We start from the raw sequence: 21,932 nt of genomic DNA on the forward strand, positions 1-21,932 counted from the left end.
AGACAAAAAACCTTAGTTCATGCCGTATTGTTTTAGTTTCTTACGCAAGGTGCCACGGTTGATACCTAGCATAGTTGACGCTTTAGTTTGGTTGCCACGTGTGAAGGTCATTATTTCTTCCAACATTGGCGCTTCAACTTCGGCCATGACTAGCTCGTATAAGTTTTCGATGTTGGTGTTATCAAGTTGCTTTAAATACTTGTTTACCGCTTGTTTAACAGAATCGCGAAGAGGCTTTTGAGCCTGAGTTTGCGAAGGAGTCGTTACCGTAGTGGTAAATGGAGAAGTTACATTTTGTTCGAACATATACAATCTTGCTCTTTAAGTTAGTCATATTAAGCAGCAGGTGAAACTAGCTCAGTCACGAATGAGAGTACTGGTTCGCCTGCCAATTTATCAAAGTACATAGTTAACTCATCAAGTTGCTGCCCTGCATCTTCAATGGCGTTGAACTTTATACGGAACAGCTTTTGCTGGTCGTGTTCGGCCAAATACCAGCCCACATGCTTGCGGGCAATTCTGCAACCCTTTATCCCACCGTAAAACTGATGGACATTGGCGACGTGTTCAAGCAATACGCTACTCACTTCGTCAATACTGGGTGCAGCCAGTACTTGGCCAGTTTGCAGATAGTGGAGGATCTCGCGGAATATCCAAGGGTGACCCTGAGCTCCACGACCGATCATCAACGCATCTGCGCCGGTGTATTCCAAAACGTGCTTCGCTTTTTGCGCGCTTGTTATATCACCGTTAGCAACAACAGGTATCGACACCGCTTGTTTAATAGCTTTAATGGTGTCGTATTCTGCGTTGCCTTTGTACATACAGGCCTTGGTGCGACCATGCACCGCCAATGATTGAATGCCGTTGTCCTGTGCAATTTGAGCTATTAATAACCCATTGCGATTTTCAACATTCCAACCTGTGCGTATTTTTAAGGTAACAGGCACATTGACTGCTTTTACTACCGCCTGAATGATTTTCTCAACCAATGGTGGGTCTTGCAACAATGCGGATCCTGCTAACTTCTTATTCACTTTTTTAGCTGGGCAGCCCATGTTGATATCAACAATTTGCGCGCCATTAGCCACATTAAATTGTGCCGCTTGCGCCATTAATTCAGGATCTGACCCTGCAATTTGCACTGAGCGCACACCCTCTTCACCCTCATGGTCCATCCGTTGTTTGGATTTTTCCGTGTCCCAAACCCTAGGGTTGGACGAGAGCATCTCTGACACCACCAAACCTGCGCCAAGACGTTTACATAATTGTCTAAATGGCCTGTCTGTCACTCCCGCCATGGGAGCTAGTATCAAATTGTTTTCTAATGCATATGGACCGATCTGCATAATATAGAATGATTATCCTTCACATTTAATTGTGCAAAAATCGACCTTGCTCTAAAAAGGGGCGCAATTCTAAGGGTTTTTTGTTGTCTTTGAAAGGCTAGTAAACAAACAATTTTGTACTTTTTTTAAGCAAACCATATTGACATTAAAAAAAGCAGGCTATTTAAACTGGTTTACCAGTTATTAAGATAAGATCGTTATAATAAAGTAAAGTTGGTTAACGTTTTATGTTGCCGAGCAGCATATCTTTAAACATGACCCAATCACCTAACAAGCTGTAAAATGGATACTTAAAGGTTGCAGGCTTATTGTGTTCAAAAAAGAAATGCCCTGCCCAGGCAAAGCCATAACCTACAATAGGTAAAAACCATAACAACATCCATTGCTCAGTCATAAGGGTGTAAACCAGTAAAATTAAGATCAAACTAGAACCAACAAAATGTAAACTCCGACAGGTCAGGTTTTGATGCTCAGATAGGTAATAAGGATAAAACTCAGCAAAACTGTTAAATTTAGGAGACACTTGTGGTGTCATGAGAGTCAGCTTTTTGCTTGATTAAAAATAAATCTAGCATATTGAATGCCTAGAAAATGTCTACTACACGACATTTTATTTTTATCTCTAAATCGATAATTAGCTTGAGTTTCAATGATTTGACCCCATTCACAGAGCATGTGAATGAATACGGAATCTATTATGAATAACGTGATTGATATTACCCCAGAAAATTTCCAGCAAGTTTTACAAGATTCGCAAACACAAGTGGTGATGGTAGAATTTTGGGCCGAAGGTTATGAACCAAGCCAGCAGCTTGCTCCCGTTTTGCTCAATGTAGCCGCTAAATTTGCTGGTAACTTGATCCATGCTCGTGTTGATTGCCAGCAACAACAAGAAATTGCAGGCCAATTTGGTGTGCAAAATTTGCCTACAGTGATTTTGGTAAAAGAAGGTCAGCCTATAGACGGTTTTGCAGGGGTGCAAAGCGAAGCAGAGATTATAGCCACCTTTGAAAAACACTTGCCCAAGCCAGAAGATGCTTTATATGAACAAGCGGTCGAGTTAGTCAGCGCAGGCGATTATCAGCAAGCTTACACTTTGCTTAAACAAGCTCATGACATGAATCCCGAACGCGCCGATATCAAGTTGTTACTGGCTGATTGTCAAGTAGAGTTAGGTCAAATAAAACAAGCTAAAATCTTATTAGAAGCCATCGGCTTAGTCGATCAAGGCGCCTTGTACAAAAGTATTATGGGTAAAATTGAATTAGCTGAACAAGCGGCTGACTCACCTGAAATCAAAGCCTTACAAAAACAAATGTTACAAACCCCAGATGACCTAGAGATTAAAGTTAAACTTGCTGTGCAATTGCATCAAGCTAATCAAATAGAAGACGCTTTGGAACTGATCTTGTCGGTTTTATATAAAGACCTCAATTTTGGTGATGCCAAGAAGCTGACTTTAGATATGATTAATGCACTGCCTGATGGCGATCCTTTGAAGTCGAAGTTTCGTCGTAAGGTTTATGGGTTGTTGTATTAACTGAGTTAAGCACTTCGTTTCGAGCTAACGTGCGCCAAGCTATAATCTGAGAATATAAACCGGCATTCGCCGGTTTTTTGTTATTTCGGAATGCATTTACTTTGTTGTTTATAGCCAGTAAATACAAATTATCGCCCCTTATTTGAATCTAATTTTCCTTAAATCAAACAGTAATAGCGACAAGAGTGAGTCATTAAATAAATTAGGATAGTGAGTAAAGTGTACTGATTGCATAATTCGCTTTCATTCTTTATATAAATCGTTTGTTGTACATCTGAAAGCTTGGTGTGGGATGAATCTCACACCAAAATACATTACTCTTGGTAAAACCAAAAAGAGAAGAGCCTCCATGAAGTATAAGCTACTTGCACTTGTTGCCATCGTTGCCATTATCGGCATATACCTATGGCAAAAATCTGTACCCCAACCATTGGTGCGTATCGCCTCTCCTGAGGCAATTCGAGATACTATAGCCGGCCCAATTGTAGGTTTTTCCGATGAGGATGACACCTTTGGGTGGCTAGGTATTCCGTTTGCAGCACCTCCATTGGCTGAACTGCGTTGGGCGGCACCACGTCTTCATATACCTTGGAAAGAAAATCGTCAAGCCATTGCTTTCGAGAACGCTTGCGTGCAACTCTGGGGACCTTTAGTAGGCACTGCTGGAAATGAGGGAGAGGTAGTAGGTAAGGAGGATTGTTTATATTTAAATGTATGGGCACCGCGAGACAACAGTGATATTGATTCTGCAGGTCTTCCTGTGATGTTCTGGATCCATGGCGGGGGTAACTCGATTGGTACGGCGAACACCTATCCTGGCCATCGCCTCGCTAGTGGCGAAAATGTGGTGCTTGTTACCATCAACTATCGTCTAGGGTTACTGGGCTGGATGAGTCATCCTGCTCTTCGCGCTGAAGGCCGCAGTGCCAGTGACGCATCGGGTAACTACGGAAATCTCGACATGATCGCCGCACTAGAATGGGTACAGAAAAACATTGCGAATTTTGGTGGCGATCCAGACAACGTGACTATTTTTGGCGAGTCCGCGGGCGGGCTTAACGTATATTCGCTGATGGCTTCTCCTCCAGCCAAGGGACTTTTCCACCGGGCCATTGCTCAGAGCGGTTCAACGAGCACCACACCATTGTGGCGAGCTGAAAATTTTGCTGATGACGTGCAGCCTGGTGAAAGCCTTAGCTCACGGGAATGGCTGTCAATGCAATTGCAGCACGCGGGTAAAACTAAAGGCCGCAAGGCTGCAAAGGTCGCCCAACTTGCTATGTCTGATGCAGAAATTCTGGCATTCATGCAGTCCCGCAGTCCACAGCAAATTCTCAAGGGGATCAGCGGCGGTGCTGGTATGTACCGTGCCCCGCAAAATCTGCGTGACGGCACAGTCTTGCCCAAGGAATCTTTACTCACTCTCTTTCAGTCACCGGAACGATACAACGATGTACCGCTAATGACAGGAACCAACCGGGATGAGGCCAAATTATTTATGGCTCAAGATACAGAGTTTGTTGAACGCCGTTTTGGTTTTCTTCCGCACATCAAGGATATAGACGCATACAATAGTACCTCGGCCTACATCTCTGACACCTGGAAAGCAAGAGCCGTGGATGAGGTGGCTGCTGTCATCTCCGCCCATTCAGAACATAAAGTTTACGCTTATCGATGGGACTGGGATGAGGGTGCGAAAAACTGGCTAGTCGATTATTCAACACTGATTGGCGCGGGTCATGGCATGGAAGTCGCCTTTGTGTTTGATGACTTCGAAGGTGGTATTTTGGTTCCCGGTTTTTACAATGAAGAGAACAGTCCAGGCCGCGATGAGCTGGCCATAGAAATGCGCAGCTATTGGTCTCAATTTGCTGCTACGGGCGACCCCGCAAGTGGTCGTAATGGCGACCTCTTAAAGTGGGACGCATGGGACAACAGTGGCCCCAACCTGATGATCCTCGACTCTCCCGGTGGTGGTGGTTCTAAGATGAGCCGAGAACCTATGACTATCGCGATGCTCAAACAGCGTTTGGCTAAAGATCCGCAGATTACCGATACAAAAACACGCTGTAGGATACATGCGGAGCTGTTTCTAAAAACTAATTCAGGAGATGACTATTGGAATGAGCAGGAATATCTGGATCTTGGTTGTGCTAATTACGACCCTTGGACAGTGATCCAACCTACAAGTGAATCAACAAATTAATCGCTAATAAAATGCATTTACAAGATACCTATCAACTCACTTACAATTAAAATGATGTCTCTGTAAAAAATAGCCATTGGTGCATTAACGGGGTGGTTGTCCGTTAGATGGATGAAACGTCGCGGTTTTCAGCTGCTTGATGATATAGTTATTGGCGTAATTGGTATGGTATTAGATTGTTTTGTATTTAGTTTTTTAGGTATATCTTTAGGGGGTAATCCGCTCATTCTTAACAGCAAGAGCGGGTGCTGCTATCGGAATTATCAAAAAGACGTAATAACCTAACAAGTAAGTAAACATTGACACCTAACTGTTGGTATCGCTAAACAATTTTGGGAAACCACTACTTAGCTTTTTATTTGCATCTATCAAGGGAACACCCGATGTAATTATTTTTTTTTCGAGTGGGCCCGTATTTATGTGATCGGTAGCGATCAGTTATTTATTTTTAGCTGCTTAATCTAACTTTAGCAGCATTGGAGTTTTGTGATATCAAAATTACCCCGCTGGGTAGAATATGGTTCGTTTGTACTTGCCCTGGTTGCAGGCCTAGTTAATTCAATTGGTTTATTAGGTTTTAAACATCAATCCATTTCACATCTATCGGGGACCGCGACGCTTCTTGGCACAGGGATTGTCAATTCCACATTTATCGATGTGTTGCATTTATTTATTATTCTATTTAGCTTTTTAGTTGGTGCGGCTGTGTCGGGATTTTTTTTGCGTAGTGGTGCATTAAAATTAAGCCATAATTACAGCGGCCTTCTTTCTTTGGAGGCGCTGTTACTTTTTAGCTCTATTTATTTCTTATCAAATAATTCCTTAAATGGGCACTATTTAGCCTCTGCTGCATGCGGGCTTCAGAATGCATTGGCCACTACTTTTAGCGGTGCCGTTATTCGAACCACACATGTAACAGGTATATTTACTGATTTTGGCATTATGCTAGGGGCAAAATTACGTGGCGAGGAGTTTGATAAAAGAAAGGCATTATTATTTTTGCTGATCATTATCGGCTTTATTTTAGGCGGCACTTCTGGTGCATATCTATTTAGTATTCTAAAGTTTAATGCTTTGTATGTTCCAGCAGGCATCTGTTTATTGTTGGCACTTTCTTATTCAACTTACCAAGCTAAAGTCAATAATCAAAACAAAAAAAACGATTTGTAGACGGGTTTATTCAATAATTAAGCAAATCAGCATATACGTCTCAGAAACTAGTTTGCATGAAAAAGCGTGATATTCAGAACTACCATAGCCTACTTAAAGATGACATTGGACATCAGCATTTACCCTATAGTCCGAGCTCAATTAGGGAGTTAAACGGTAAACAGTATATGCTTGAAGGAACGCCTTATTATTTGGGTGCTCATACCGAACATGCTGCTACGCTTAAAACAATAATAGTGGGTTGAAATACTTTTGTAGATGATGTCGAACAGATAAATTCCTAAGCCTAAACTTTCAATTATTCAATGCTTTAAGTATCAGAATTTAATTTCTATTCGGTTAGTTCCCCAATGGCTTATAAGGCAGTAAAACTTTTTATTCGACGTCGCTATTGTTGAAAAGTAAAATTACCTGTTTATTAATTTGGAGGCTTATTCCGGCGTTCTAATATGCCGTTTTATATGACTTTATTTTTATTGAGACCTTGGGTGTAGGTGTTAGTCTTCTACTTTATCAAGGGCACAGGCTATTTATGGTAAAAAGTCATGAAGTGTTTAATCACGTTAATTTTTCTAATCAGGATTTGAGTGAGTCACTTTTAAATCGTTATCAGTTTTATTTATGTAATTTTAGCTGGGCTAATCTGAGGGATACACAGTTTGTTGATTGTCTCTTGATTAGAGCAAGGCGCTATTGAAGGCTGTCATTTTAATTATAGCGATCTCCGCGATGCATCTTTTAAGAACTGTCAATTATCAATGTTAAATTTCAAAGGGGCGAAATGTTTCAGTATCGAATTTAGGGATTGTGATTTAAAAGGGGCTGATTTCATGCAAGCCACTTACTCAATCACCTTAGCAGTAGAATGTATTTCTGCTCAGCATTTATCACAGGTTGTAATTTATTCTATGCAAATTATAGACGACAGTGTATCGAAAAGTGTGACTGACGTGGTTGAATAGGTCCGACTACCTAGGTTAAGACATAATACCCTTAACTGGAGATAGGTAATGACAGCACGTAAGAAATATTCAAAAGAATTTAAATTGGATGCCATCGCATTGGTGGTAGAGCAAAAATACAGTCGTGTAGAGGCGGCTAGGAATTTAGGCCTCAGTCCTCAGATACTCGGTCGTTGGCTCAAAGAGGCCGAAGATGATAATGGTCATGCTTTTCGAGGTAATGGCACCCTGACACCCGAACAAGCCGAAATCCGCAGCTTGAAGGGGCAAGTCAAGCGTCTCGAAATGGAGCGTGAGATATAAAAAAAAGCGACGGTCTTCTTTGCCAAAAAAAAGAAGTGAAGTATTCGTTTATTACCCGATATAAGAAGACCTGGCCTGTGCGCTTAATGTGCAGACTACTCGGTGTACAAAGTAACAATTATTACCGTTACCAGAAGCGTCAAACGGATAAACCTGATGGTTTAACGCATCAAGAGATGCGGGAAGGGGTAAAAGATATCGCCAGGTTCAGCGATAATACCTATGGCGAGACGCATTCAAAAAGTATTGAATACGCTGAGCTTTCCAGTGAGTCGCAGGAAAACAGCTCAATTGATGAAAGAAGCAGGCGTGTGGGTGCGGTATAAAAAGAAATATAAAGCCACCACCAACAGTAACCATAAAAAGCCCATTTATGACAATGAGCTAAAGCAAGATTTTCAGCACAAAAGCCTGACCAAGCTTATGTGCATTATGTGCATTATGTGCAGGATATCACCCACGTTTGGATATCAGAAGGCTGGTTGTATTTAGCGGTGGTGATTGATTTATATTCACGCAAAGTCGTGGGTTGGAGTATGAGTTCAAGAATGAAGGCCAGCTTAGTGTGTGACGCATTAACCATGGCAATATGGCAACGACAACCCAAAGCAAGATTGATTGTGCATTCAGACCAAGGCGTGCAGTACGCCAGCAAAGCTTATCGCCGCCTTATCAAGGCTTGTCGGCAGCATGAGTAAAAAAGGGTGTTGTTGGGACAATGCTGTGGCAGAAAGCTTCTTCGGGAGTCTAAAGCAAGAACGGGTGCATTGGCGTAATTACTCCACACGATTTAGCGCCCAACAAGACATCTTGAATTACATGACCATGTGGTACAACAGCCATAGACTGCATTCGTACTTGGATTACCAAAGTCCTAATAACTTTGAACAACAAAACAATGAATTACAAAAAGTAGCTTAACTGAGGTAATCTTATTAGGTAGACCTGGTCATAGAGTGAGTTTGTCAGGACAGACACTTTATTGGCTTTGTAACGTAGAGATCTTCTAGGAGTGATCCATATTTCCACTTTGTCTCGTCGTATGTACAACAGTATCCTAATTTGATATTCCAAAGCACCTGTTGTGTTAGATTTTTTTCCATCATGATTTGATGCATCAAGTATCATTTGGCACGAGGCCATTCGCTTCAGCTATATCAATAATAGAATAGAGTGTTGAACTTGCATTGACACCGTTGACAGTTTTACTGAACAACCAAATATTGCTGTTACCGTCGATAGCTAATCTGTCACCATCCCAATAACGAATGGCACTGTCTCACTGGTTTAACGCGCAGATGAGTACTCTGCCAAGCAGTCTTGCAGTTAACACATTGGGCGCGGATTTATTTAATCTCGATTTAAATTGCTTGAGTAAGGAAACAGATTTTTCTCGATCGATGCGATGTCTCTATTTTATAGGTCAGTCTTTGAGCAGATTTCTGTACGATACAGTTTTTGTATGTTGTATAGAACCTAAAGTGTCTTAACGATTTTTTACTGTCTTGACCTTGCGCCTTCAATGTTTCTGTAAACATAAGCCTTAGTTACACCATGTACACCAATAATGTGGAAAGTGATTGATAATAGCTTGTGTAATGCCTTGAGTTGCATATCGTAAAAAGTCTACAGCGCATTTTCCTACTCGTGCAAACTGGTAATCGTCTAAGACAATATTCAGAGCAATCCTTTTTGAAACTTTCAACTTCGCAAATTACCCGCAGGAAAATTTACGCCAAAGCTGTACCTCTACCTGTAGGACTTGATGTTGTCATCATTGATAATTTTCAGCGGTGTTTCATCGGCATTAATTACGTCCTTTATTGGCATATCTTTTGCCGATACTCGCAAATCATTGAATGTAACATGTTTGCAATTTTAATAAGTCAATCCATCATATGTTGATTACGTAATTGAAAGACCAACTTCTTAAAAATCACTTTTTAGCAATACAATTACAGTATGTTGATATTTTTTGATGCTCAATTGGCTTAAGAAGCTTGGGGTGCATATCTTTTGGTAAAATACTCTGTACCGGTAGAGCTTGTATAATTGTATTGTGTGTGTCGTTTTACTCTCATCCACTACATTCACACTCTGAGTGATGATACTAAACCGCTTCAGTGGTGACTGGCACAAACGCCAATTTCTCAATGAAATCTTTGCCCATTCATTGCAACTCAACTTAGGAGTATACGCAGGCATGATCAACTTCATTAATATTGTGTATCACATCTTCATGGGTAACTTGCTCATCAACGGCTGGGTGTCTTGGTTACAATTAGGTTTGTGTTTAGGCGGCACATTCTTGTCTTTTTATAACTAAGGCCCCACCATCTCTTTTGGCTCACTAAATCAGTTACCTTGCCCAGAATGGGCTTTGTTTTGACTGGTAAAGAGTTTGTATTTAGGAAAGCGAAACTACCCTTCTTAAAAGAGTAACGTGCATGTTGCGATACAATTAATTTATATTTTTCGGAAAAAGTTAAGCCTACTCGGTATGATTTTATGGAGACATTCTATCTTTTTATTAAATCTTTCGGTCTATATTTTCTTGGTATGTATTTTACCGTAATACACACCTAAGCTGTTGTTTTGACCCGTGCTAAATCGTGAATGATATTCCTTATTTATGAACTAACGTTATAAACCTTCGGACCCATGAAATATCGGCAGATGGCAGGGAATATCGAAATTCCCAATCAGACTATTGAATTCATGTACACTCGAATTAATTGAGAATTATGTGCTCTGTGGTGATTTAATTTTACTTTTTCGAACACTTGCTTCACATTGCTAAACGGGTGTTATCTCAATATAGTATTTTAATGCCGTTACGAGGGAGAGTAGTGTAGGCAAACAGTGAACATAACATTAATGGAACATCAAGCTGTTGCTCAGTAATTAGTGTTTAAGCATTAAATTGAGCTTTTAATTCAATAATTTGCATATATCAATACGCAGCAATTGGATTGACAAACATTCTAATGCCACCAATCTATTAGCTACCTACAACGGCACTCATACCAATCAGCATAAATGTGTAATCGAGTATGTTTATCTCAACACCAACTACCTTTTACTTTGAATCACCACGCACTGTAACAATTAAAATCGCTCTCTAAAAAAGAGAAAGATCACTAAATCCGTATAAGTTTATTTGCGGTAACGTATTTTAAGCAGGGAAATAAACTAGTTGACGTCTGATACAGAACAATAGGTGTTAGCAAAAGAATGAGCAATGGGTCATCTACCAACTATCTCAAGGAAGTAATATTTCCCTTGAAAGTAAATACCGTCGGGAATACTCTCTTTATTATCTTCTTAACAACCTCTCGCTGACCGATTTCATCAAGAAACAAAATCAGTCTGAAATTGCGGAATTTCTAAACAATAAAATGCTACATCCTATATTCAGCACGCCTCATTTAAGACTATCATCTGCTCAGTTTTTACTGGATGACCTGTTGGTAAAACATCCGAATCCGTTTCAAGTAACGCAGCTGAGTTTAAAAAAACTGCAAATTGAAATGACTATTTAGATTACTCATCATGTCACGCTAGATAAAGAAAAGCGTTAACCTGCGCTGAAGTTAAAGAGGACGATGCACGTAATATCAGACAACAAAAAAGGGCTACCCTTATGGATAGCCCTTTCTATGAATGGGAGGGTGGAAGTGGGTTTTCAGGAGCATGGCTCCTGCCACTGAAACGGTATGATCTCTACGAGTACCCAGATAATCCACTTTGTGAAGGTTTTTTGCTGAATAGCTTCGCGCTTAAGTACTGAGTCACCTTCTGCACACTAATATGTGATGGCTATTTTCAAATCCCTGAAACGCAAAAAGCCACCTGTAAAGGTGGCTTTTTACTTAATTGGGAGCCTGGCAATGTGCTACTCTCGCATGGGGAAACCCCAAACTACCATCGCCGCTAATGTGTTTCACTTCTGAGTTCGGAATGGGATCAGGTGGGGCCACATCGCTATTGTCGCCAGACAAAAACTGTTATCTATCAAGCTTGCGCTCAATAAATCAATATGTAAAAGCTGATACTCTCCCCTTGCGGGTCAAGCCATAATCGATGCTAAAGAATGTCTCTAGTCTTACTCCTAATCTTGTATTATCTACTTGTCACTCATATAACACTCAGCACTTCTTGCGAAGCCACTTGGGCGTTGTATGGTTAAGCCTCACGGGCAATTAGTACAGGTTAGCTCAACGCATTGCTACGCTTCCACACCCTGCCTATCAACGTCGTAGTCTTCAACAACCCTTTAGGTACGTTAAACGTACAGGGATGACTCATCTTAGGGCTCGCTTCGCGCTTAGATGCTTTCAGCGCTTATCGATTCCGAACGTAGCTACCGGGCAATGCCTTTGGCAAAACAACCCGAACACCAGCGGTTCGTCCACTCCGGTCCTCTCGTACTAGGAGCAGCTCCCTTCAATCATCCAACGCCCACACCAGATAGGGACCGAACTGTCTCACGACGTTCTAAACCCAGCTCGCGTACCACTTTAAATGGCGAACAGCCATACCCTTGGGACCGACTTCAGCCCCAGGATGTGATGAGCCGACATCGAGGTGCCAAACACCGCCGTCGATATGAACTCTTGGGCGGTATCAGCCTGTTATCCCCGGAGTACCTTTTATCCGTTGAGCGATGGCCCTTCCATTCAGAACCACCGGATCACTATGACCTACTTTCGTACCTGCTCGACGTGTCTGTCTCGCAGTTAAGCTGGCTTATGCCATTGCACTAACCTCCTGATGTCCGACCAGGATTAGCCAACCTTCGTGCTCCTCCGTTACGCTTTGGGAGGAGACCGCCCCAGTCAAACTACCCACCAGACACTGTCCACAATCCCGATAAGGGACCTATGTTAGAACATCAAACCTACAAGGGTGGTATTTCAAGGTAGACTCCACACCATCTAGCGACAGTGCTTCAAAGTCTCCCACCTATCCTACACATGTAGGGTCAATGTTCAGTGCCAAGCTATAGTAAAGGTTCACGGGGTCTTTCCGTCTAGGTGCGGGTACACAGCATCTTCACTGCAATTTCAATTTCACTGAGTCTTGGGTGGAGACAGCGTGGCCATGATTACGCCATTCGTGCAGGTCGGAACTTACCCGACAAGGAATTTCGCTACCTTAGGACCGTTATAGTTACGGCCGCCGTTTACCGGGGCTTCGATCAAGAGCTTCTCCGAAGATAACCCCATCAATTAACCTTCCGGCACCGGGCAGGCGTCACACCGTATACGTCATCTTTCGATTTAGCACAGTGCTGTGTTTTTAATAAACAGTTCCAGCCACCTTTTCACTGCGGCCCCCATTCGCTCATGAAGCAAGTTCAATCACAAACAGAGGCGTACCTTCTCCCGAAGTTACGGTACGATTTTGCCGAGTTCCTTCACCCAAGTTCTCTCAAGCGCCTTAGTATTCTCTACCTGACCACCTGTGTCGGTTTGGGGTACGGTTCGATATATCATAAGTTTAGAGGCTTTTCCTGGAAGCATGGTATTTGCAACTTCAACTCCTTAGAGTCTCGTCTCGTGTCTCGAGCATGTAGTTTCCCGGATTTGCCTAAGAAACAACTCTACGCACTTTCACCTGGACAACCAACGCCAGGCTTGCATAACCTTCTCCGTCCCCCCTTCACTGATATACCAAGTACGGAAATATTAATCCGTTTCCCATCGACTACGCATTTCTGCCTCGCCTTAGGGGCCGACTTACCCTGCCCTGATTAGCATGGGACAGGAAACCTTGGTCTTCCGGCGGGGGAGTTTTTCACTCCCCTTATCGTTACTCATGTCAGCATTCGCACTTGTGATATGTCCAGCTCGCCTCTCAGCTCACCTTCAGCCACTTACACAACGCTCCCCTACCACGCAAAGTAAACTTTGCGTCCGCAGCTTCGGTATATTACTTAGCCCCGTTACATCTTCCGCGCAGGCCGACTCGACTAGTGAGCTATTACGCTTTCTTTAAAGGATGGCTGCTTCTAAGCCAACCTCCTAGCTGTCTTAGCCTTCCCACCTCGTTTCCCACTTAGTAATATTTAGGGACCTTAGCTGGCGGTCTGGGTTGTTTCCCTCTTCACGACGGACGTTAGCACCCGCCGTGTGTCTCCCGGATAGTACTCACAGGTATTCGGAGTTTGCAAAGGGTTGGTAAGTCGGGATGACCCCCTAGCCTTAACAGTGCTCTACCCCCTGTGGTATTCGTCCGAGGCGCTACCTAAATAGCTTTCGGGGAGAACCAGCTATCTCCGAGTTTGATTGGCCTTTCACCCCCAACCACAAGTCATCCGCTAACTTTTCAACGTTAGTCGGTTCGGTCCTCCAGTTGATGTTACTCAACCTTCAACCTGCCCATGGCTAGATCACTCGGTTTCGGGTCTATACCTAGCAACTAAACGCGCAGTTAACACTCGCTTTCGCTACGGCTCCCCTATTCGGTTAACCTTGCTACTAAATATAAGTCGCTGACCCATTATACAAAAGGTACGCAGTCACAGAACAAGTCTGCTCCTACTGCTTGTACGTATACGGTTTCAGGTTCTATTTCACTCCCCTCACAGGGGTTCTTTTCGCCTTTCCCTCACGGTACTGGTTCACTATCGGTCAGTTAGGAGTATTTAGCCTTGGAGGATGGTCCCCCCATCTTCAGTCAAGATAACACGTGTCCCGACCTACTTAATATGGCAATAATGACGCTTCGTGTACGGGGCTATCACCCTGTATCGCTGTGCTTTCCAACACATTCCACTACTTCATTACTACTCGGCTGCTCCCCGTTCGCTCGCCGCTACTAGGGGAATCTCTGTTGATTTCTTTTCCTAAGGGTACTTAGATGTTTCAGTTCCCCTCGTTCGCTTCTTATAGCTATGTATTCACTATAAGATACCGCCGAAGCGGTGGGTTCCCCCATTCGGAAATCTGTGGGTCAAAGCATTTTGTCGGCTCTCCACAGCTTATCGCAGACTTACACGTCCTTCATCGCCTCTAACTGCCTAGGCATCCACCGTATACGCTTAGTCACTTAACCATACAACCCCAAATGACCTCTCTGTTACCTGAGTAACAGTGCGTTATTTGTCATCATCTCAGTAACGTCAGAAATAAATTCAAACAACTCGTCTACCCGCTCACCTTTTATTTGAGCGTTAGGTGCAACAACCGTCTAAACGGGTATTGCTGTCGTATGCGTGACAAGTTCTAATCACAAAATCAGATAGAGTAAGTTCCTAAGAACACTCTTTTAGTTTTCGATTACTTTTTATCAGCTTTCCATATTGTTAAAGAACATTGTGACCTGCGTTACACGCCGGCTACAATTAAGGTTTAAAAAACCTTAATCAATAAACACTGATTAGATATTACTAATAGTACATATTGATTAAGGCTACTTAATCTTATGAGCAAATGATGTTCCACCTAAATGGTGGAGCCAAGCAGGATCGAACTGCTGACCTCCTGCGTGCAAGGCAGGCGCTCTCCCAGCTGAGCTATGGCCCCGCTTTATGCAGGCAATCTGTGATAATCACAAATTTGGTAGGCTTGGGCAGACTTGAACTGCCGACCTCACCCTTATCAGGGGTGCGCTCTAACCAGCTGAGCTACAAGCCTATTTCATGCTCTTGCTTGCGCAAAAACAAATAGTGACTTGTTACCCAAGCACTTCTTTTGCTCTTCTTATCAAAACAAAACAATCTGTGTGAACACTCAACGAAGCAAGGTCCGCCGTAATAGTAAGGAGGTGATCCAACCCCAGGTTCCCCTAGGGTTACCTTGTTACGACTTCACCCCAGTCATGAATCACAAAGTGGTAAGCGTCCTCCCGAAGGTTAGACTACCTACTTCTTTTGCAACCCACTCCCATGGTGTGACGGGCGGTGTGTACAAGGCCCGGGAACGTATTCACCGCAACATTCTGATTTGCGATTACTAGCGATTCCGACTTCATGGAGTCGAGTTGCAGACTCCAATCCGGACTACGACGAGCTTTAAGGGATCCGCTTACCCTCGCAGGTTTGCTTCCCTCTGTACTCGCCATTGTAGCACGTGTGTAGCCCTACTCGTAAGGGCCATGATGACTTGACGTCGTCCCCACCTTCCTCCGGTTTGTCACCGGCAGTCTCCTTAGAGTGCCCAACTTAAGGCTGGCAACTAAGGACAAGGGTTGCGCTCGTTGCGGGACTTAACCCAACATCTCACGACACGAGCTGACGACAGCCATGCAGCACCTGTATCTAGATTCCCGAAGGCACCAATTCATCTCTGAAAAGTTTCTAGTATGTCAAGAGTAGGTAAGGTTCTTCGCGTTGCATCGAATTAAACCACATGCTCCACCGCTTGTGCGGGCCCCCGTCAATTCATTTGAGTTTTAACCTTGCGGCCGTACTCCCCAGGCGGTCTACTTATCGCGTTAGCTTCGCTACCCACGGATTAAATCCACAAACAGCTAGTAGACAGCGTTTACGGTGTGGACTACCAGGGTATCTAATCCTGTTCGCTACCCACACTTTCGCACATGAGCGTCAGTCTTTGGCCAGGGAGTCGCCTTCGCCACTGATGTTCCTTCTGATATCTACGCATTTCACCGCTACACCAGAAATTCCACTCCCCTCTCCAAGACTCTAGTCTGCCAGTTCTAAATGCTATTCCCAGGTTGAGCCCGGGGCTTTCACATCTAGCTTAACAAACCGCCTGCGTGCGCTTTACGCCCAGTAATTCCGATTAACGCTCGGACCCTCCGTATTACCGCGGCTGCTGGCACGGAGTTAGCCGGTCCTTCTTCTGTTGCTAACGTCATACCTGCTGGGTATTAACCAACAAGCTTTCCTCACAACTGAAAGTGCTTTACAACCCGAAGGCCTTCTTCACACACGCGGCATGGCTGCATCAGAGTTTCCTCCATTGTGCAATATTCCCCACTGCTGCCTCCCGTAGGAGTCTGGGCCGTGTCTCAGTCCCAGTGTGGCTGATCTTCCTCTCAGAACAGCTAGAGATCGTCGCCTTGGTGAGCCTTTACCTCACCAACAAGCTAATCTCGCTTAGGCCACTCTTTGGGCGAGAGGAGCAAGCTCCCCCCTTTGGTCCGTAGACGTTATGCGGTATTAGCTATCGTTTCCAATAGTTATCCCCCACCCAAAGGCATGTTCCTAAGTATTACTCACCCGTCCGCCACTCGACATCATCTAGCAAGCTAGACATGTTTCCGTTCGACTTGCATGTGTTAGGCCTGCCGCCAGCGTTCAATCTGAGCCATGATCAAACTCTTCAATTAAATATTAAAAATATGAATTTTTTTTGGTGAACTCTCACTTCGTGAGTGTCCACACAGATTGTCTTGTTCTAATTGTTAAAGAGCATGCTAACTGCGTTAGCGGCTTAAGTGGTTGTCCGTAGACCCTCTTAAGCGGGAGGCGAATAATACGGGATTTCGAGTTTCTGTCAATGACTTATTTAAACTAATTTTATAAAAGCCTTACTGTACCCTACGTAAGCCGTACGATTACTGTGTACTTACTGTACAAAAAACATATTTTAAAATGTTGTGTTTAAACGACAAAACTAGGCTCTGCAGTACTTTCAGAAGCATACCTCATTGCTTTATTATGAATATAAATATAATACAACGACACTATAAAGTTATATTCAATATGGCCAGTATTTGTAGCTAAATGAAGCTGTAGAAAACATGTTTATGTTAGCGATGTTGTCATTAAGAAAGATAATTTTATAAACCAAATTGCCCCTCTATAGAAACATAGATAATTCGTCGGATTAGAAGACTTATAAAAAGAAAGTCTAACCTTCCAGTCTTCATGAAACATACTCGAGTTAGTAAATGTTTACCTCATATATAATTACTAGCATTAATATCCGTGAAGGAATTCATTTATATAGTTATTAATATACATGCCTATGCAGATAACTCAGGACTGAAGTACACTGTATATACAAACACCCTGTATAGGTAACCATTACCATGAACATGCCAGAAGCAAGCTTTTTAGCTTGGCAAAACAGTTTAGTACAGAAGATGATTGCTTAAAACACTTGCAACAAATGAAATGGCCAAATGGCTTTATTTCCCCTGATTGTGGCAATAACCATAGCTATGAAATTACAAGTCGTCATTTATACGAGTGTACGCAATGTAAAAAGCAGACCTCAGTCATGTCAGGAACACTTTTTCACGGCAGCAAAATCACCTTGAACCAGTGGTTTTGGGCTATCTATTTTCTTGGCTCTGATAAGGGAAGTATCTCAGCACTGAGACTCAGTAAATTAATAGAAGTCAATTGGCGAACCGCGAGGCTGATTTTAAAGAAACTTAGAACGGCTATGGGGCACAGAGATAGTTTATATCAATTAAGTGGCACAATAGAGCTAGACGACGCTCTGGTTGGCGGTAGACAAAAAGGCAAACGAGGACGCGGAGCAGCAGGAAAAAAGAATGTGCTGATAGCCTGTGAAAGTAAGGATAAAAAAGCAGGATTTATCGCAATGGCAGTGGTCGATAGCATTTGTCATTTTAGCGTGAATGAATTCGTCAAGAAACACTGACGTGATTGAATAGATCCGACTACCTAGGTTAAGACATAATACCCTTAACTGGAGATAGGTAATGACAGCACGTAAGAAATATTCAAAAGAATTTAAATTGGATGCCATCGCATTGGTGGTAGAGCAAAAATACAGTCGTGTAGAGGCGGCTAGGAATTTAGGCCTCAGTCCTCAGATACTCGGTCGTTGGCTCAAAGAGGCCGAAGATGATAATGGTCATGCTTTTCGAGGTAATGGCACCCTGACACCCGAACAAGCCGAAATCCGCAGCTTGAAGGGGCAAGTCAAGCGTCTCGAAATGGAGCGTGAGATATAAAAAAAAGCGACGGTCTTCTTTGCCAAAAAAAAGAAGTGAAGTATTCGTTTATTACCCGATATAAGAAGACCTGGCCTGTGCGCTTAATGTGCAGACTACTCGGTGTACAAAGTAACAATTATTACCGTTACCAGAAGCGTCAAACGGATAAACCTGATGGTTTAACGCATCAAGAGATGCGGGAAGGGGTAAAAGATATCGCCAGGTTCAGCGATAATACCTATGGCGAGACGCATTCAAAAAGTATTGAATACGCTGAGCTTTCCAGTGAGTCGCAGGAAAACAGCTCAATTGATGAAAGAAGCAGGCGTGTGGGTGCGGTATAAAAAGAAATATAAAGCCACCACCAACAGTAACCATAAAAAGCCCATTTATGACAATGAGCTAAAGCAAGATTTTCAGCACAAAAGCCTGACCAAGCTTATGTGCATTATGTGCATTATGTGCATTATGTGCAGGATATCACCTACGTTTAGATATCAGAAGGCTGGTTGTATTTAGCGGTGGTGATTGATTTATATTCACGCAAAGTCGTGGGTTGGAGTATGAGTTCAAGAATGAAGGCCAGCTTAGTGTGTGACGCATTAACTATGGCAATATGGCAACGACAACCCAAAGCAAGATTGATTGTGCATTCAGACCAAGGCGTGCAGTACGCCAGCAAAGCTTATCGCCGCCTTATCAAGGCTTGTCGGCAGCATGAGTAAAAAAGGGTGTTGTTGGGACAATGCTGTGGCAGAAAGCTTCTTCGGGAGTCTAAAGCAAGAACGGGTGCATTGGCGTAATTACTCCACACGATTTAGCGCCCAACAAGACATCTTGAATTACATGACCATGTGGTACAACAGCCATAGACTGCATTCGTACTTGGATTACCAAAGTCCTAATAACTTTGAACAACAAAACAATGTATTACAAAAAGTAGTTTAACTGAGGTAATCGTATTAGGTTGACCAGGTCATATGCATAGCGTTCAAAATTGAACAGTGAAGGGTTGAATAAGAATCAAACTAAAGACTCATACAAAACATAAGTAAATTTTACTGAATCAAAGATGAACAACGTCTGAATCTAGCACCAGATAAGTAATACTAAGGCTTATTTGCGTTCCAATATAATACAAACGATAAACTACCAAACCCTAAAAATCCTAGTGCCACTGGCGTGATCGATGAATCAATAAAACTGCCAATGAAAACAGCAGTAGGTACTGAAATCATACTACTCAGAGATCCAATAATAGCCGCCCCTAAGCCAGCCATTGCACCCAAAGGCTGCATAGCCATAGCATTCACGTTACCAAACAAAATTCCAATGCAAAAGAACGCGCAAAACAGCACAGTAACAAATTGCCATAAAGGTGGAACACCATCAGAGAGTATGCATAAAACCGTTAACACGGCTGAGAATAGTATCCACCCTAACATCGCCCACGTGCACAACTTACGCATGCCCAAACGCATCACTAACGTGCCATTAATAAAAGATGCCAGCCCAATGGAAAATGCCAACATAGCAAAATACATAGGAAACAACTCACCCGTGTCATAAATATGTTGAAACAGGGTTTGAGAAGAGCTGATATAGGCCAAAAACGCACCAAAAATCGTACCCGATGACAGCGTATAAAGCATCACTGATTTATACGTCAGGATAAACTTACTAGAAATCCATAATTGCGACCAACTAAACGGCAAACGCTTTTCTTTAGGCAATGTTTCTGGCTGGCGGATAAAAAACCATAAGCCAATCAATGATCCATAAATCAAAAATGATGAAAAAATGTGCTGCCATGAAAACCAAAACAAGATGGTTTGACCAAAAATGGGTGCCAGCATAGGCACTAAAATAAACACCATCATAATAAAAGACATGACTCTGGCCATAGCTTCACCTTCATACTTGTCTCGAATCACTGCCAAGGTCGCAATTCTCGGCCCTGAGACACCAAAGGCTTGAATAACACGGCCAACTAACATCACTTCTAACGACTCTGCATATATGCACACCAGAGACCCGACAGCAAAAATAATCAAACCAGAAATAATAGCGTAACGCCTGCCCTTACTATCAGACAAAGGCCCATAATAAAGCTGGCCACAAGCCATACCGATAAAAAATAGCGAAACAATTAAGTGGGTTTGTCTAGAGTCAGTAATGTTTAAGTCAGCACCAATTTGAGATAATGCTGGCAACACTGCATCTATACTCAAAGCGACCAAAGACGTCATCAATGCCATAAGCGTCACAAACTCAACTAAGCCAATATTGGCCTTTGTTATGTTATTTGTCTTGCTAGCAGATGGGTTGTGATTGGATGTCATGGTAAAGCCAGTGAAATTCAGGGTCGAGGAGTCTAGCACTGCCGATTGCTAGTGCTTAGAATTTTTAACGAACTCTTTAAGTCAGCGCTTATAAAAACACCTATTTAATTAGGTGTTTTTATAAGCACATAACCGATAAAGAGTAAGATTATTCAAGGGGAATTGAAATGCTCAGCGTCGCATGTCCGAAGTCATGCTTCTGCAGCTTGTAGACAACACCGTAATCACTCTCTTCGATATTAATATATTCACCACCCATTAAACTCAAAATTTGAGGTGTGGTATTGCTATGACCCACCACTAAAACATGCTCCAGCGTTTTTATCTTAGTGGAAAATTCAGCTAAATTCCGAGGATCGTAATATTTTATTAATATATTTTTTAATGTGGCAACGGGAGTGGCGGTCTCGAGGGTCCGACTGTAATCAGTCGAGTAAACATGGGTTATCACCTAACTGTTTTTCAAAATGGCGCACAAAATGCCATGTTTGTGGTTCTGCACAGCCGAAGGAGGATATGACTAAAAGACAAAGTCCTAAAAAATTTAAGCATACCCCTCTCCTAAACAATCACTTCTGACAAATTTTTCAAACGTCCATTGCGCAAACTATATATCCAACTGTGAACCTGCAATGACTGGCCACGCTTGAGCGCCTCTTTTACGATACTGCTTCGTTTAACGTTATCAGCCTGTTCAAGTACGTTAAGCTCACAAAGTCGAGCAGCCTTATCATGTTCATTTAAATGTAAAAGTTCTTCCCGGTGTTTGTATACAATATCTCTAATATGCCCTAACCAATTATCGATCAGCCCAAGTGATTCTTCTTTAAGCGCCGCATCAATTCCACCGCAGCCATAATGACCACATATAATCACGTGTTTCACTTTGAGCACATCAACCGCATACTGCAGCACAGACAAACAGTTAAAATCGGTATGTACCACTAAATTAGCCACATTCCGATGCACAAAAATATCACCTGGGATTAACCCCACAATTTGATTCGCCGGTACACGGCTATCAGAACATCCTATCCATAAATATTCAGGTTTCTGACGCTCTGACAATTTATTAAAGAACTCAGGGTCAGAATTTCTTTGTTCTTCAGACCATTGCCTATTGTTTTCAAGAAGTTGCGTAATGTCGCTCATAAACCCTCACTTTGTTGACGCGCA

General features: G+C 42.7%; 11 protein-coding genes, 2 tRNA genes, 3 rRNA genes and 4 pseudogenes. 9 read left to right on the forward strand and 11 right to left on the reverse strand.

Going from position 1 to position 21,932, the window contains the following annotated elements; genetic code table 11:
- Positions 1–12: 12 nt before the first annotated feature.
- The 3 genes from fis to C427_RS23300 all read right to left on the reverse strand — a co-directional run bounded on the left by fis (position 13) and on the right by C427_RS23300 (position 1,884).
- A complete protein-coding gene (gene fis / locus C427_RS23290; RefSeq protein ID WP_007619851.1) occupies positions 13–306 on the reverse strand; it encodes a DNA-binding transcriptional regulator Fis in 294 nt (97 codons plus the stop codon).
- 29 nt (positions 307–335) lie between these two features.
- On the reverse strand, positions 336–1,349 hold the full coding sequence (dusB, locus tag C427_RS23295; protein WP_034900242.1) for a tRNA dihydrouridine synthase DusB: 1,014 nt from the start codon (positions 1,347–1,349) through the stop codon (positions 336–338).
- Positions 1,350–1,566: 217 nt separating this feature from the next.
- A complete protein-coding gene (locus tag C427_RS23300; RefSeq protein ID WP_007642773.1) occupies positions 1,567–1,884 on the reverse strand; it encodes a DUF962 domain-containing protein in 318 nt (105 codons plus the stop codon).
- 162 nt (positions 1,885–2,046) lie between these two features.
- On the opposite strand from C427_RS23300, the gene C427_RS23305 reads away from it, so the two are divergent.
- The 7 genes and pseudogenes from C427_RS23305 (at position 2,047) to C427_RS28395 (ending at position 9,856) form a co-directional block, all read left to right on the forward strand.
- Positions 2,047–2,889 (forward strand): tetratricopeptide repeat protein, encoded by an 843-nt coding sequence (locus C427_RS23305; protein WP_007642775.1) that lies wholly within the window; start codon positions 2,047–2,049, stop codon positions 2,887–2,889.
- Positions 2,890–3,181: 292 nt separating this feature from the next.
- Positions 3,182–5,095: a carboxylesterase/lipase family protein gene (locus tag C427_RS23310; RefSeq protein WP_226991279.1), complete on the forward strand. Its 1,914-nt coding sequence runs from the start codon at positions 3,182–3,184 to the stop codon at positions 5,093–5,095.
- 486 nt (positions 5,096–5,581) lie between these two features.
- Complete coding sequence (locus tag C427_RS23315) at positions 5,582–6,265, forward strand: YoaK family protein (protein ID WP_015431424.1); 684 nt, start codon at positions 5,582–5,584, stop codon at positions 6,263–6,265.
- A gap of 56 nt (positions 6,266–6,321) precedes the next feature.
- Complete coding sequence (locus C427_RS23320) at positions 6,322–6,510, forward strand: hypothetical protein (protein ID WP_007642779.1); 189 nt, start codon at positions 6,322–6,324, stop codon at positions 6,508–6,510.
- 287 nt (positions 6,511–6,797) lie between these two features.
- Positions 6,798–7,211, forward strand: a pseudogene (locus C427_RS28975) (pentapeptide repeat-containing protein); the annotation flags it as partial.
- Between the two features lie 64 nt (positions 7,212–7,275).
- Positions 7,276–8,451, forward strand: a pseudogene (locus C427_RS23335) (IS3 family transposase).
- Positions 8,452–9,733: 1,282 nt separating this feature from the next.
- The gene (locus C427_RS28395) at positions 9,734–9,856 is read left to right on the forward strand and encodes a hypothetical protein (RefSeq protein WP_007637959.1); all 123 of its coding nucleotides are present in this window, start codon (positions 9,734–9,736) and stop codon (positions 9,854–9,856) included.
- A gap of 1,556 nt (positions 9,857–11,412) precedes the next feature.
- Here C427_RS28395 and rrf read toward each other — a convergent pair.
- From rrf to C427_RS23365, 5 genes are all read right to left on the reverse strand, one after another.
- Positions 11,413–11,528: ribosomal RNA gene (gene rrf, locus C427_RS23345) — 5S ribosomal RNA — on the reverse strand.
- Between the two features lie 183 nt (positions 11,529–11,711).
- Positions 11,712–14,589, reverse strand: a 23S ribosomal RNA gene (locus C427_RS23350).
- A gap of 394 nt (positions 14,590–14,983) precedes the next feature.
- Positions 14,984–15,059, reverse strand: a tRNA-Ala gene (locus C427_RS23355).
- Between the two features lie 34 nt (positions 15,060–15,093).
- Positions 15,094–15,170 (reverse strand) — tRNA-Ile (locus C427_RS23360).
- Between the two features lie 123 nt (positions 15,171–15,293).
- A 16S ribosomal RNA gene (locus C427_RS23365) occupies positions 15,294–16,830 on the reverse strand.
- Together the 16S, 23S and 5S rRNA genes with 2 tRNA genes alongside form the textbook arrangement of a ribosomal RNA operon.
- 705 nt (positions 16,831–17,535) lie before the next feature.
- Between C427_RS23365 and C427_RS23370 the strand changes: the two are divergent.
- Both C427_RS23370 and C427_RS25420 read left to right on the forward strand, forming a co-directional pair.
- Positions 17,536–18,113 (forward strand): annotated as a pseudogene (locus C427_RS23370) (IS1595 family transposase); the annotation flags it as partial.
- A gap of 64 nt (positions 18,114–18,177) precedes the next feature.
- Positions 18,178–19,362: pseudogene (locus tag C427_RS25420) on the forward strand (IS3 family transposase).
- A 161-nt stretch (positions 19,363–19,523) separates the two neighbouring features.
- Here C427_RS25420 and C427_RS23395 read toward each other — a convergent pair.
- From C427_RS23395 to can, 3 genes are all read right to left on the reverse strand, one after another.
- Positions 19,524–20,756 (reverse strand): multidrug effflux MFS transporter, encoded by a 1,233-nt coding sequence (locus C427_RS23395; RefSeq protein ID WP_007636753.1) that lies wholly within the window; start codon positions 20,754–20,756, stop codon positions 19,524–19,526.
- Between the two features lie 148 nt (positions 20,757–20,904).
- Positions 20,905–21,207, reverse strand: a complete 303-nt coding sequence (locus C427_RS23400; protein ID WP_034898961.1) for a histidine phosphatase family protein — start codon at positions 21,205–21,207, stop codon at positions 20,905–20,907.
- Positions 21,208–21,317: 110 nt separating this feature from the next.
- Entirely contained in the window at positions 21,318–21,908 is a 591-nt protein-coding gene (gene can, locus C427_RS23405) for a carbonate dehydratase (protein ID WP_007636747.1), read from the reverse strand.
- Between the last annotated feature and the right edge of the window lie 24 nt (positions 21,909–21,932).

This window comes from Paraglaciecola psychrophila 170 (assembly GCF_000347635.1).
Classification (GTDB): Bacteria; Pseudomonadota; Gammaproteobacteria; order Enterobacterales; family Alteromonadaceae; genus Paraglaciecola; species Paraglaciecola psychrophila.